Annotated in this window: 14 protein-coding genes; 7 read left to right on the plus strand and 7 right to left on the minus strand. The window is 74.9% G+C overall.

Annotation, left to right across the window (positions count from 1 at the left end; genetic code table 11):
- Positions 1-124 precede the first annotated feature (124 nt).
- The 3 genes from ACIQVZ_RS27025 to ACIQVZ_RS27035 all read left to right on the plus strand — a co-directional run bounded on the left by ACIQVZ_RS27025 (position 125) and on the right by ACIQVZ_RS27035 (position 3,811).
- Positions 125-1,663 carry a flavin monoamine oxidase family protein gene (locus ACIQVZ_RS27025; RefSeq protein ID WP_402453347.1) on the plus strand — a complete coding sequence of 513 codons (1,539 nt, stop codon included), beginning with the start codon at positions 125-127 and terminating at the stop codon, positions 1,661-1,663.
- Positions 1,660-3,063 (plus strand): glutamate-cysteine ligase family protein, encoded by a 1,404-nt coding sequence (locus ACIQVZ_RS27030; protein WP_350881975.1) that lies wholly within the window; start codon positions 1,660-1,662, stop codon positions 3,061-3,063. Before ACIQVZ_RS27025 ends, ACIQVZ_RS27030 begins: the two co-directional genes overlap by 4 nt.
- A 130-nt stretch (positions 3,064-3,193) precedes the next feature.
- Positions 3,194-3,811, plus strand: a complete 618-nt coding sequence (locus ACIQVZ_RS27035; RefSeq protein WP_402453348.1) for an RraA family protein — start codon at positions 3,194-3,196, stop codon at positions 3,809-3,811.
- 111 nt (positions 3,812-3,922) lie between these two features.
- On the opposite strand, the gene ACIQVZ_RS27040 is transcribed toward ACIQVZ_RS27035, so the two are convergent.
- Entirely contained in the window at positions 3,923-4,768 is an 846-nt protein-coding gene (locus ACIQVZ_RS27040) for an isocitrate lyase/phosphoenolpyruvate mutase family protein (protein ID WP_402453350.1), read from the minus strand.
- Positions 4,769-4,888: 120 nt separating this feature from the next.
- Between ACIQVZ_RS27040 and ACIQVZ_RS27045 the strand changes: the two genes are divergently transcribed.
- Both ACIQVZ_RS27045 and ACIQVZ_RS27050 read left to right on the plus strand, forming a co-directional pair.
- Positions 4,889-5,920 carry a DUF5937 family protein gene (locus ACIQVZ_RS27045; RefSeq protein WP_402453352.1) on the plus strand — a complete coding sequence of 344 codons (1,032 nt, stop codon included), beginning with the start codon at positions 4,889-4,891 and terminating at the stop codon, positions 5,918-5,920.
- A 152-nt stretch (positions 5,921-6,072) separates the two neighbouring features.
- Positions 6,073-6,747, plus strand: coding sequence for a Crp/Fnr family transcriptional regulator (locus ACIQVZ_RS27050; RefSeq protein ID WP_030240972.1), 675 nt, complete (start codon positions 6,073-6,075; stop codon positions 6,745-6,747).
- A 112-nt stretch (positions 6,748-6,859) separates the two neighbouring features.
- Here ACIQVZ_RS27050 and ACIQVZ_RS27055 read toward each other — a convergent pair whose 3' ends face one another.
- The 5 genes from ACIQVZ_RS27055 to ACIQVZ_RS27075 form a co-directional block, all read right to left on the minus strand.
- Entirely contained in the window at positions 6,860-7,693 is an 834-nt protein-coding gene (locus ACIQVZ_RS27055; RefSeq protein WP_402453353.1) for an MBL fold metallo-hydrolase, read from the minus strand.
- Positions 7,690-7,863, minus strand: coding sequence for a hypothetical protein (locus ACIQVZ_RS27060; protein WP_402453354.1), 174 nt, complete (start codon positions 7,861-7,863; stop codon positions 7,690-7,692). The genes ACIQVZ_RS27055 and ACIQVZ_RS27060 overlap by 4 nt, the downstream gene beginning before the upstream one ends.
- 96 nt (positions 7,864-7,959) lie before the next feature.
- Positions 7,960-8,826 (minus strand): NUDIX hydrolase, encoded by an 867-nt coding sequence (locus ACIQVZ_RS27065; RefSeq protein ID WP_350881965.1) that lies wholly within the window; start codon positions 8,824-8,826, stop codon positions 7,960-7,962.
- Positions 8,827-8,890: 64 nt separating this feature from the next.
- Positions 8,891-9,358, minus strand: a complete 468-nt coding sequence (locus ACIQVZ_RS27070; protein ID WP_350881963.1) for a RidA family protein — start codon at positions 9,356-9,358, stop codon at positions 8,891-8,893.
- Positions 9,355-9,513, minus strand: a complete 159-nt coding sequence (locus ACIQVZ_RS27075; protein WP_167745864.1) for a DUF4177 domain-containing protein — start codon at positions 9,511-9,513, stop codon at positions 9,355-9,357. The genes ACIQVZ_RS27070 and ACIQVZ_RS27075 overlap by 4 nt, the downstream gene beginning before the upstream one ends.
- A 208-nt stretch (positions 9,514-9,721) precedes the next feature.
- On the opposite strand from ACIQVZ_RS27075, the gene ACIQVZ_RS27080 reads away from it, so the two are divergent.
- Together ACIQVZ_RS27080 and ACIQVZ_RS27085 are read left to right on the plus strand one after the other, a co-directional pair.
- A complete protein-coding gene (locus ACIQVZ_RS27080; protein ID WP_350881961.1) occupies positions 9,722-10,804 on the plus strand; it encodes an ArsA-related P-loop ATPase in 1,083 nt (360 codons plus the stop codon).
- A 125-nt stretch (positions 10,805-10,929) separates the two neighbouring features.
- A complete protein-coding gene (locus ACIQVZ_RS27085; protein WP_063351282.1) occupies positions 10,930-12,048 on the plus strand; it encodes an ArsA family ATPase in 1,119 nt (372 codons plus the stop codon).
- Positions 12,049-12,175: 127 nt separating this feature from the next.
- Here the strand turns inward: ACIQVZ_RS27085 and ACIQVZ_RS27090 are convergent, their stop codons facing one another.
- Entirely contained in the window at positions 12,176-12,499 is a 324-nt protein-coding gene (locus ACIQVZ_RS27090; protein WP_030240986.1) for a WhiB family transcriptional regulator, read from the minus strand.
- Positions 12,500-12,501 lie beyond the last annotated feature (2 nt).

A 12,501-nucleotide genomic window follows, 5' to 3' on the forward strand; every position in this document is an offset into this window, starting at 1 on the left:
CCACGGCGGGCAGCGGATCACCGGAGCCCGCGGCAGCCGCGGACCGACCTTCGGATGGGCGCCGTCTGGTGGCTCACGACGACGGGCTGCCCCAGGCTGAGGGCTACGACGACGCGAGGTGCCCATGTTCGACGAGAGCTTCGCCTTTCCCAGCAGCCTGCTGCGCCCGGTGACCGGCGCCACCGGACGCGTCGCGGTGATCGGGGCCGGGGTGGCGGGCCTCGTCACCGCCTACGAGCTCCAGCGCCGGGGCTTCGGCATCGTCCTGTACGAGCGGTCGAACCAACCCGGCGGACGGGTGCGCACGCACCGCTTCTGGGACGGCACGCACGCCGACCTGGGCGCCATGCGCATCCCCGGGAACCACCACTGCGTCCTCCACTACGTGTCCCAGTTCGGCCTGCGGACCAGGCCGTTCGTCAACTTCAACCCAGACGCCTACTACCACCTGCGCGGCCACCGCGCCCGCGTCCAGGAGGTGCACGCGCTGCACCCGGCGTACGCGCTGCGCGCCGCCGAGAAGCAGGACCCGCGACGGATCCTGGACCGGCTGCTGACGGCCGCCTGGGAGACGCTCACCCCCGACCAGCGCCAGCGGGTGCTGGACGGCCACTGGGACGACCCGGCGCTCGACCGGCTCGTCTCGGTCTCACTGTGGCAGTACGTCCACGAGCACCTGTCGCAGGACGCCTGGGACCTCCTCGGCCACGCCAGCGGCCTGGTCCACTACGAGCAGTCCTCCCTGCTGGAGGTCCTCGTCGACTACTTCGGCCTGTTCCACGCGGGCCAGGTGGAACTGGTCGACGGCACCGACCGCCTGGTGCACGCGTTCGTGCGCCGGCTGCGGCCGAGGACCCTCCAGCTGTCCACCCAGATCGACGAGCTCTCGCTGACCCGCCGGGGCGTCCGGGTGCACGGGCGGCGCCTCGGCGGCACGATCACCGAGGACGTCGACTTCGTCGTCTGCTGCGTCCCCGTCCCCGCCCTCGACCAGATCAGCTTCCGGCCCGGCCTGCCCCACCACCAGCGCCACGCGATCCGCGGCATCAGCTACGCCAGCAGCACGAAGACGCTCGTGCACACCAAGCGGCGCGGCTGGGAACTGGACGACCGGATCTTCGGCGGCGGCAGCTTCACCGACATGCCGATCCAGCAGTGCTGGTACCCGTCGGACAACGCCCGGCCCGTCGACGGCCGGACCAACGGGAGCACCGCCGGCAGGCGGCGCTGGGCCGCCCGGGACCCGCAGCGGTCCCACGAGCCCGCGGTGCTCGTCGGCGCCTACCTGTGGGGGGCCAACGCCCGGCGCTTCACCACCCTGCCGCCGGCCGACCGCGACCTGCTCGTGCTGAAGTGCCTGGAACGGCTGCACCCCGGCATCCTCCGCGACGCGGACGACATCGTGCACTGGAACTGGGACGACCAGGTCGGCATGGGCGGCGGCGCCTTCGCCCACCTCGCGCCCGGCGAGCACACCCGGTACCTGACCGGGCTCGGCGCCCCGCACCCGACCGACGACCCGAGGATCTTCTTCGCCGGAGAGCACCTGTCCGGAGCGCACGCCTGGATGCAGGGCGCCGCCCAGTCGGCCCTGGCCGTCGTCGGCCAGGTGATCGACCGGGGGCAGCCCGCCGACGAGACCGCCCGGCTGCGGGCCGGGTGAGCGCGGCACCGGCGCCCCGGCGCCGAACCGGCGAGCAGAGCGGCGCCCCGGCGACGGGAGCGGCGCTGCACCGCGACGATCTCGGCCCGCTGCTCGCCCCGGCGGCGGCCGCGACCGAGCGGATCGGGCTGGAGATCGAGAACGGCATCGTCGACCCGGAGACCGGGCTGGGCGCCCCCTACGAGGGGAAGAACGGCGTCCGGGCCGTCCTGGAGGCCGTCCTCGCCGAATGGGGCGGCACGGACCGGCGCGACAACGGCCGACTGACCGGCGTGGACCTGGCGGACACCGCCCAGATCACGCTCGAACACGGCGGCCAGGTCGAGTACTCCTCCGCCCCGGCCGCCGACCTGGCCACGGCCGTGGACGACATGCGGGCCACCATGGAACGCCTCGCGGAACTCGTCGGGCGCTTCGGCCTGGCCCTCCTGCCCGGCGGCAACCTCCCCTTCGACCGGCTCGACACCGTCTCCTGGGTGCCGATGCTCCGCGGCGCCGTCATGCGCGACTTCTTCGACCGGATCGGCGAGGCCGGCAGCGGGGCCCCGAAGATCATGTCGATGTCGCTGTCCACCCAGGTGCACCTGGACTACCTGTCCGACGAGGACTTCACCCAGAAGCTGCGGATGCTGACCGCCGCGTCCCCGGTGATCGCCGCACTGCTCGTCAACTCGCCGCTGCAGGGCGGACGGTCGAACGGGCTGCTCTCGCACAGGTCGCAGAACTGGCTGCGGATGGACCCGCGCCGCTGCGGCGTCCTGCCGCCCGCGCTGCGGCCCGACGTGAACGCCGACGACGTCATCGACTGGGCGCTGGGGATCCCGATGATCTACTACCGCGACCCGGACGGCCGGTACCGGCTCGCCCCCGACCGGCCGTTCGCCGAGATCCTGCGGCAGGGCTTCGACGACGGCACCATGCCGACCTTCGACCACTGGGTCTCCCACATGTCGCAGATCTGGACGGACGTCAGGGTCCGCCGGACCCTGGAACTGCGGGCCGGGGACGGCCCGCCGTACCCGCACATCCCGGCCGTACCGGCGCTGTGGGCGGGGCTCGCCTACCACCCCCCGTCGCGGACGGCGGCCTGGGAACTGCTGCGCCACCACGGCATGGCGGAGCACCGCGCGGCGAAGGCCAGGATCCCCGCCGACGGCCTGGACACCCTGCTGGGCGGCGACCGGATCCGCGAACTCGCGGCGGAACTCGTCCGGCTCGCCCGGGCAGGCCTGCGGGCCCGGATCCGCGCCGGCCTGGAACAGCCGAAGGTGCTGGACTACCTCGACCCGCTCGACGAGGTGCTGCGCACCGGGCAGACCTTCGCCGAACAGTGCACGGCCCGCTGGGACACCGACCTCCGCCGCGACCCCCGCCGCTACGTCGCGGCCTTCCGCGTCTGAACCCCCGACCGCCCCTCCCGCCCGAGCCGGTGGAGTTCTCCGGCCGAAGGGCCTTCCTCGCCCGAACCGTCGCGGGTTAGCGTGACCGGCGGCGGCCGGCCGCCGCCCGCCCACCGAAGAACGAGGAAGCATGGACCAGGACTTCAAGGACATCCCCACCACCACCCTGGCCGACGTGCTCGGGCGCGCCCAGGTCATGGACGTCGGCATCCGTCCGCTGTGGGCGGGGGCGCCGCGGGTGGCCGGCCCGGCGTTCACCGTGCAGTGCCCGCCCGGCGACAACCTGATGCTGCACGCGGCGATCCACCGGGCCGAGCCAGGCGCCGTGATCGTCGTCGAGTCGGGCGACCTGGACTACGCGCTGGCCGGCGGCAACGTGTGCGCCGTCGCGCAGCGCCGGGGCGTCGCGGCGTTCGTCGCCGACGGCCTGATCCGGGATCTGGGCGAGGTGCGGGAGCTGGGCTTCCCGGTCTTCGCCCGCGGTGTGATCCCGATCCCGGGGGCCAAGCGGGAGCTCGGCACGCACGGCGCGCAGGTTCGCTGCGGCGGCGTACTGGTGGCGGCCGGTGACATCGTGGTGGCCGACGAGGAGGGGGTCGTGGTGGTGCCCGCCGACCGACGCGCCGAGTCCCTGGAAGCGGCCCGCGCCAAGCTGGCCAAGGAGGCCGCCGAGACGCTGGACGACTGGGAGGCGGCGCACCGCAGCCGGATCGAGAAGACCCTCGGCGAGCTGGGCTTCACCGGCTGAACCCCTGCCCGGCGAGCCCGGCCCGGGTGAACGGGCCAGGCTCGCCGGGGCCGGGCTCGACGAGGCCAGGCTCGACGGCGCCGGGCGGCCGTGCTCCCGGCGGGCCCGCGGTCAGCCCCGGTACAGCCCGTTCAGCTCGCCGAAGCCGAGCGCACCGTCCAGCTCCGCCAGCGTCCCGGCGCCGAGCAGTTCGGCGGCCGCGCGGCGCGCCGCGGTGTACGCGAGCTGGGCGAGCCCGGTGCCGACGCTGACACGCCGCACCCCCGTGGCCGCGAGTTCGGCGACGGTCGGCCCGCCCGCGACGGCCATGGCGTTCACCGGCAGCGGGGAGCGCTCGCACAGCCCGGCGAGGGCGTCGAGGTCCAGCAGCCCGGGGACGAACAGGCCGTCGGCGCCCGCCTCGGCGTAGGCCTCGGCCCGGGCCAACACGTCGTCGAGGCCGCCCAGTCCGAACAGGAGGACGTCGGTGCGGGCGTTGACCACCAGCTCGGGCAGTCCGGCCGCGGCCGCCGCCGTCCGGGCCGCCCGCAGCCGGTCGGCCTGCTCGGCCACCGGGAACAGCGGGCCGCCGACGGCCGTCGAGTCCTCCAGGTTGACGCCGGCGGCGCCCGCCCCGACCAGTGCCGCCACGGTCGCCGCCACGTCGGCGGGCGTCGGCCCGTAGCCGCCCTCGGCGTCGACGGTGACCGGCACGTCCACGGCCGCGACGATCCGGCGGGCCGCCTCGACGGCCTGCGCCCGGTCCAGCCGGTGGCCGTCGCCGCGGCCGAGCGACCAGGAGACGCCGCCGCTGGTGGTGGCGATCGCCGGGGCGCCGGCCGAGGCGATGACGGCGGCGCTGCCCGCGTCCCAGGCGTTGGGCAGGACGAGCGGGCCGTCCACGACGAGCTCCCGCAGCCGCAGCGCCCGCTCGCGCGGCGTGGGGGTGGGGGTGGGGGCCTGAGGGGGAGTGGACATGCGGGGTCACCGTTCTTCCGTGCCGTCGGGTGCTGCCTCGGTTCCCCCGCATCGTGCGGCCCGGCCCGGGCGGGCCACCACTGATTAAGCTGGGCCCGAATCTTCTGGGAGGGGCCCGGCATGCGGACGGCACTGCACTTCTCCGCGAACGACCTGGCGCTGACCCGCTTCGCCCTCTCCCCCATGCAGGAGGTGGTGACCAGCCTCCGTGCCCTCGCCCACTCCCCCGTCCCCGCACTGCACCGCCGCTGGGCCGACCAGGTCCGCGGCCGGCTGGCCGCCACCCGGCTCGACCGCGGCCGGCTGGCCGTCATGGTCCCGGCCGTCGGCCACCTGCCCGACTTCCTCAACCCCGCACCGGCGGGCTTCGCCCCCGCCCTCGCCGACGAACTGGCCGCGATCGCCGCCACCGACGCCGGGCAGGTCCGCGCCGACCTGGACATCCTCGCCGCCGAGGCCGGCGGCCGCCTGCCGCCCGTCCTGGAGCCGCTGTACCGCGACCCGGCGGCGCAGCTGCCCCGGCTCGCCGCCGAGATCGAGGCGTACTGGCAGCTCGCGCTCGCCCCGTACTGGGCCCGGATCCGCGCCCTGCTGGAGGCGGACGTGTTCCACCGCTCCCGGCAGGCCGCCGAGCACGGCACCGCGCGGATGCTGGACGACCTGCACGAGACGGTCCGCTGGGACGGCGCGGCGCTGCGCCTGGAGCGGCGGCACTGCGCGGTCGCCCGGCTGAGCGCCGGGGCCGGGCTGCTGCTCCTGCCGTCCGCCTTCGCCTGGCCGCGGGTGCTGACCCGGGTGCTGCCGCCGGATCCGCCGCAGCTGAGCTACCCGGCGCGCGGCGCGGCCACCCTGTGGGAGCCGCGCCCGAACGGGCGCCCGGACGCGCTGGCCGCCGTCCTGGGCCGGTCCCGGGCCCGGCTGCTCGCCGAGTTGGACTCCCCGGCCTCGACCACCGAGCTGGCCCGCCGCACCGGTCTGTCCGCCGCCGGCGTATCCCAGCACCTGACCGCCCTGCGCGCGGCGGGTCTGACCAGCGCCCACCGGGCCGGTCACAGCGTCCTCTACGCCCGTACGGCGGTGGGCGATTCACTGTTCGAACCGTCCGATGACGCGTTCGACCCGACGCCGCCCCCGCGCCGCCCCGCCCCGTGACCCGCCGGTACGAATGGCCCCGCACCGCACACCTCGGCACACCCCCTCCTCATATGATCGGAGCGACATGCGCCATGCTTGGTGATGCAGAGCACGGTACGGAACTTGCGCCGGACGGCCCACCCGCCGAACGGCCGAGAAGGAGGAAGCACGTGGACGACGTTCTGCGGCGCGCCGCACTCTTCGCGGCACTCGACGACGAACAGGCCGGCGAGCTGCGCGCTTCCATGACCGAGGTGACCCTCGCCCGTGGTGAGTCGCTGTTCCACGAGGGCGACCCGGGCGACCGGCTGTACGTCGTCGCCGAGGGCAAGGTCAAGCTGCACCGCGCCTCGCCGGACGGACGCGAGAACATGCTCGCCGTCCTCGGCCCCAGCGAGATGATCGGCGAGCTGTCGCTGTTCGACCCGGGCCCGCGCACCGCGACCGCCAGCGCGCTGACCGAGGTCAAGCTGCTCGGCCTGGGCCACGGCGACCTGCAGCCCTGGCTGCACGCCCGCCCCGAGGTCTCCATCGCGCTGCTGCGGGCCATCGCCCGCCGCCTGCGCCGGACCAACGACGTGATGTCCGACCTGGTCTTCTCCGACGTGCCCGGCCGCGTCGCCAAGGCCCTGCTGGACCTCTCCCGCCGGTTCGGCGTGCAGTCCGAGGAGGGCATCCACGTCGCCCACGACCTCACCCAGGAGGAGCTGGCCCAGCTGGTCGGCGCCTCCCGCGAGACGGTCAACAAGGCGCTCGCCGACTTCGCCGGCCGCGGCTGGCTGAAGCTGGAGGCGCGCGCGGTGGTGCTGATGGACGTCGAGCGGCTGTCGCGCCGCTCGCGCTGACCCCGGCGCGCTCACGTCTCCACACCGTGAGCGCCGCAGCTGCCGTAAACGCCGAAGGGCCCGTCCGAGCGGACGGGCCCTTCGGCGTTCCGCTGCCCGTCGCGTGACGGGATCAGTCGAGGCCCGGGATCAGCCCGTGCTCCTCCAGGTACTCCAGCTGCGCCCGGACCGAGAGCTCGGCGGCCGGCCAGAGCGCCCGGTCGACGTCGGCGTAGACCCGGGCCACCACCTCGTCCGCGGTCCGACAGCCGGCCTCGACCGCGGTCTCCACCTGGGCAAGCCGGTTGGCCCGGTGGGCGAGGTAGTAGTCGACGGCGCCGAGCGCGTCCGCGAGCGCCGGACCGTGGCCGGGCAGCACCGTCCGCACGCCGTGCGCGGAGGCCATCGTGTGCAGGTGGCGCAGCGAGTCCAGGTAGTCGCCGAGCCGGCCGTCGGGGTGGGCGACCATCGTGGTGCCGCGGCCGAGGACGGTGTCGCCGGTGAGGACCGCGCCGTCGGCGGGCAGGTGGAAGGTCAGCGAGTCCGAGGTGTGGCCGGGGGTGGCGACCACCCGCAGGTCGAGGCCGCCGACGTCCAGCCGCTGGCCGTTGACCAGGCCCTCGGAGCCCAGCCGGTGCGCCGGGTCCAGCGCGCGCACCTCGGTGCCGGTGAGTTCGGCGAAGCGGGCCGCGCCCTCGGAGTGGTCGGCGTGGCCGTGCGTGAGCAGGGTCAGCGCGACGCGTTTGCCCTGCTGTTCCGCGAGGTCGACCACCCGGCGCAGGTGGCCCTCGTGCAGCGGGCCGGGGTCGACCACCACGGCGAGGTCCGAGCCGGGCTCGGAGAGCAGCCAGGTGTTGGTGCCGTCCAGCGTCATCGGCGACGGGTTGGGCGCCAGCACGCACAGCGCCCGGGCCGTGGCCTCGCCGTCGATGGTGGCGGCCGGGTCGCCCGGCAGGAGCCCGCTCACCGGTTGTCCCCGCGGGGCCGGTGCAGGGCCCTGAGCGGCAGGACCCGGACGAGCGGCCGCTGGGCCGACTCGACGAACGGGACCAGGCTCTCGCAGGCCGGGGTACGGGGGATCAGGCGGCGGGCGGGCAGCTCGGGTGCCGTCCGGCGAGCCACGGCGTTGTGGGTCATCGGGCGTCGGTCCTCTCTGTTTCTCTGTGTCGAGTTCTGTTCGACGGCGTCGTCGGCGACAGCGCCGACGGGGCGGCGGGGGCGGCGGCGGCGCGGTCAGGCGTCCTCGGGGAAGTCCCCGTCGATGGTCAGTTCGTCGTACCCGGGCCAGCGGACCGTCATCCGGTCGCCCCGGACCTCGGCCCGGCCCAGCACCGGCTCCAGCGAGCGCCCGGCGGCCGCGTCCAGCGCCTCCGCCGCGGTGCGCACCGGCGCCAGCTCGCGCAGCACCGTCACGGTCGGCGGCAGCATCCCGAACCGGCCCTCCTGGTAGCCGAGGACGGCCTCGGCGGGCGTCAGCCAAGCCACCCGGTCGGCCTCGCCGACCTCCAGGGCCGCGCTCTGCCCGGCCGGCAGCGCCGCGACGAAGAACCAGGTGTCGTAGCGGCGCTCCTCGAACTCCGGGGTGACCCAGCGGGCCCAGCCGCCCAGCAGGTCGCTGCGCAGCACCAGAGCGTGGTCGCGGAGGAACTCGGCGAAGGACAGCTCGTGCGCCTCCAGCGCCGCCCGCTCGGCGCTCCAGTCGCGCGGTGCGGCGACGCTGTCCGCGTCCGGTCCGGCCAGCAGGACGCCGGCTTCCTCGAAGGTCTCGCGAACGGCCGCGCAGACCACCGCCCGCGCCGTCCGGGCGTCCACCCCGAGCCGCCGCGCCCACTCCTCGGGCGCCGGTCCGGCCCAGCCCGTCTCCACCTCGGCGTCGCGCGGATCCACCCCGCCGCCCGGGTAGGCGTACATGCCGGCCGCGAAGGCCATCGAGGTGCGCCGGCGCAGCAGGTACGCCTGCGGCCCGGCGGCCGCGTCGCGCAGCAGCACGACCGTCGCGGCGAGCCTGGGCACCGGCGGGGTCAGCACGCCGGAGTCGACCGCCCGGATCCGGGCGGGCCAACCGGGCGGCATCGGGAGCGTCGTCGCTCGATGGTCCATGCCCGGATGCTAAGCGCACGAAGGCGGGGTTGGACAGGCCCAACCCCGCCTTTCGCGATCACGCTCAGCTGCTCTTGACGCGCACCTGGAGCTCGACCTCGACCGGGGCGTCCAGCGGCAGCACCGCGACGCCGACCGCGCTGCGGGCGTGCACCCCGGCCTCGCCCAGCACCTTGCCGAGCAGTTCGCTGGCACCGTTGATCACGCCCGGCTGACCGGTGAAGTCGGGGGCGGAGGCGACGAAGCCGACCACCTTCACGACCCGCTCGATCTGGTCCAGGTCACCGATCACCGACTTGATCGCGGCCAGCGCGTTCAGCGCACAGGTCTGCGCGAGCTCCTTGGCCTCCTCCGGGGAGACCTCGGCGCCGACCTTGCCGGTGCTCGGCAGCTTGCCGCCGACGACCGGCAGCTGGCCGGAGGTGAACACGAACTCGCCCGAGCGCAGGGCCGGCACGTACGCGGCGACCGGAGCGGCCACCGGCGGCAGGGTCAGACCCAGGTCGGCGAGCTTGGCCTCGACCTTGCTCATGCGTTCTTCTCCCGCTTGAAGTAGGCCACCAGCTGCTCCGGGTTCGGGCCCGGCACGACCTGGACGAGCTCCCAGCCGTCCGAGCCGAAGTTGTCCAGGATCTGCTTGGTGGCGTGCACGAGCAGAGGCGCCGTCATGTATTCCCACTTGGTCATGGCCAGACTCTAGACGAGCGGCCGCGGCGATCGGCGCCGCCCACGGACCGGCGTGTGAGGTGGCCCACAAAGGGGGCATGATTCAGGCCCGGCCCCCCTGGTGCTCCGGGCATCCGGCGCGCTCCCTGGTTACCCTCGCGAGAGGGCACCGGTAGTTCGGGCCGGCCGACGGAGCGGCCCCGGCCCACGAGACGGACGGAGACGGAGCGTGGCACGCACCCCCGGCCAGGCGGCCCGGCGCGACCCCGACTGGGAGGGCGTCCGGTTGCACGTGGTCAGCGGCAAGGGCGGCACCGGGAAGACCACGCTGGCCGCCGCGCTGGCGCTGGCGCTCGCCGCCGACGGCGGCCGGGTGCTGCTGATCGAGGTCGAGGGGCGCCAGGGCATCGCCGAACTGTTCGGCATCGCCGCCCTCCCGTACGAGGAACGCCGGATCGCCGCGGTCTCCCGCGCCCAGCTGGGCCTGCCCCCCGACGACGGGGGCGGCGGGGGCGGCGGCGAGGTGCTCGCGCTGGCCATCGACCCCGAACAGGCGCTGCTCGAGTACCTGGAGATGTTCTACAAGCTCGGCCGGGCCGGCAAGGCGCTGCAGAAGGTCGGCTTCGTCGACTTCGCGACCACCATCGCACCCGGCGTCCGGGACGTCCTGCTCACCGGCAAGGCCTGCGAGGCGGCCCGGCGCAAGGGCCCGGACGGCCGCCGCCGCTACGACGCGGTCGTGATGGACGCGCCGCCGACCGGGCGGCTCACCCGGTTCCTGAACGTGAACGCCGAGGTCGCCGGGCTGGCCCGGATCGGGCCGATACACACCCAGGCGCAGGCCGTGATGCGGGTGCTGAAGTCGCCGGAGACCGCGGTGCACCTGGTCACCCTGCTGGAGGAGATGCCGGTGCAGGAGACGGTCGACGGCTTCGCCGAGCTGCGCGAGGCCAGGCTCCCGGTGGGCGGGGTGATGGTCAACATGGTCCGGCCGCCGATACTGGACGCCGCGGCGGTGGCCGCGGTGGACGGGGACCACCGCGAGGAGGTCGCGCTGGCCCTCGGCGAGGCCGGGCTCGGCGGGCGCTCGCGCAAGCCGGAGACGGTCCGGGCGGCGGTGGAGCCGCTGCTCGACCCGTTGCTGGAGCAGGCCAGGGAGCACGCCGAGCGGGTCGAGCTGGAGCGCGAGCAGCGCGCCGACCTCCAGCAGCTGCGGCTCCCCACCTACGAGCTGCCACTGCTGGGCGAGGGCGTGGACCTCGGCGGGCTGTACCGGCTGGCGGGCGAACTGAAGCGGCAGGGGGCGGCGTGACCACCAACGGAACCAGCGGGAACGGCGGGGCCGGCGGGAACGGCGGGGCCGGCCGGGCCCACGGCGGCGGTGGCAACGGCGGCAGCGGTGTCCGGGCCGCCGGCAGCCGGCTCGCCGTCGACGGGCTGATCGACGACCCGAGGACCAGGATCATCGTCTGCTGCGGCTCCGGCGGCGTCGGCAAGACCACCACCGCCGCGGCCATCGGCCTGCGGGCCGCCGAACGCGGCCGCAAGGTCGTCGTCCTGACCATCGACCCGGCCCGCCGGCTCGCCCAGTCGATGGGCCTCACCGAGCTGGACAACACCCCCCGGGTCGTCAAGGGGGTCACCGGCGACGGCGAGCTGCAGGCCATGATGCTCGACATGAAGCGGACCTTCGACGAGGTCGTGCTCGCCCACGCCGAACCCGAACGGGCCAAGGCGATCATGGAGAACCCGTTCTACCAGTCCCTGTCGGCCGGCTTCGCGGGCACGCAGGAGTACATGGCGATGGAGAAGCTCGGGCAGCTGCGCGACGCCGAGGAATGGGACCTGATCGTCGTCGACACCCCGCCGTCCCGCTCCGCGCTGGACTTCCTGGACGCGCCCAACCGGCTCGGTTCCTTCCTCGACGGCCGGGTGATCCGGATCCTGACCGCCCCGGCCAAGGTCGGCGGCCGCAGTGCGATGAGGTTCCTCAACGCCGGCATGGGCCTGATCACCGGCACCCTGGGCAAGATCTTCGGCGCCCAGCTGCTCACCGACGTGCAGACCTTCGTCAGCGCGATGGACTCGATGTTCGGCGGCTTCCGCGAGCGCGCCGACCGCACGTACCAGCTGCTCAAGGCACCGGGCACGGCGTTCCTGGTGGTGGCCGCGCCGGAGCGGGACGCGCTGCGCGAGGCCGCGTACTTCGTCGACCGGCTCGCCGCGGACCGGATGCCGCTGGCCGGTCTGGTGCTCAACCGGGTGCACGGCTCGGGCGCGCCGCAGCTCACCGCGGAACGGGCGCTGGCGGCCGCCGAGGCACTGGAGGAGAACGGCTCGGAGCACGCCTCGCCCGAGGCCGAACTGCTCGCGGCCGGGCTGCTGAGGCTGCACGCCGAACGGATGCAGATCATGGGGCGGGAGCGCCGCACCCGCGACCGCTTCGTCTCCGTGTACCCGGACGTGCCGATCGTGGAGGTCGCCGCGCTGCCGGGCGACGTGCACGACCTGGACGGGCTGCGCGCCATCGGGGACCGGCTCAGCGGCACCGCGTAGGCACCGGCCCGGCCCGGGCGCCCGGCACCGGTGCGCCCGGCGCGAACGTCGCCGGCGCGGATGTCCTCAGCCCGATGGCCCCCCGGCACCGGTCTGCCACGGCACGGTCCGCACCGCGCCGGTGTGCTCAGCCCGCCTGGGCGTAGTCCGTCAGTATCACGCCGGTCGCGAGGGACTCCTCGTACTCGGTGCGGGCCGTCTCCAGCAGTCTCCGCCACGAGATGACCGTCGGGCGGCGGCGCAGCAGCGCCCGGCGCTCGCGCTCCGTCATCCCGCCCCAGACTCCGAACTCGACCCGGTTGTCCAGTGCGTCCGCCAGGCACTCCGTGCGGACGGGGCAACCGCTGCACACCGCCTTGGCGCGATTCTGCGCCGCCCCCTGGACGAACAACTCGTCCGGATCACTCGTGCGGCAGGCGGCCTGCGCACTCCAGTCGTCAACCCAGCCCATCC

This window comes from Kitasatospora sp. NPDC098663, assembly GCF_044760075.1.
Classification (GTDB): domain Bacteria; phylum Actinomycetota; class Actinomycetes; order Streptomycetales; family Streptomycetaceae; genus Kitasatospora.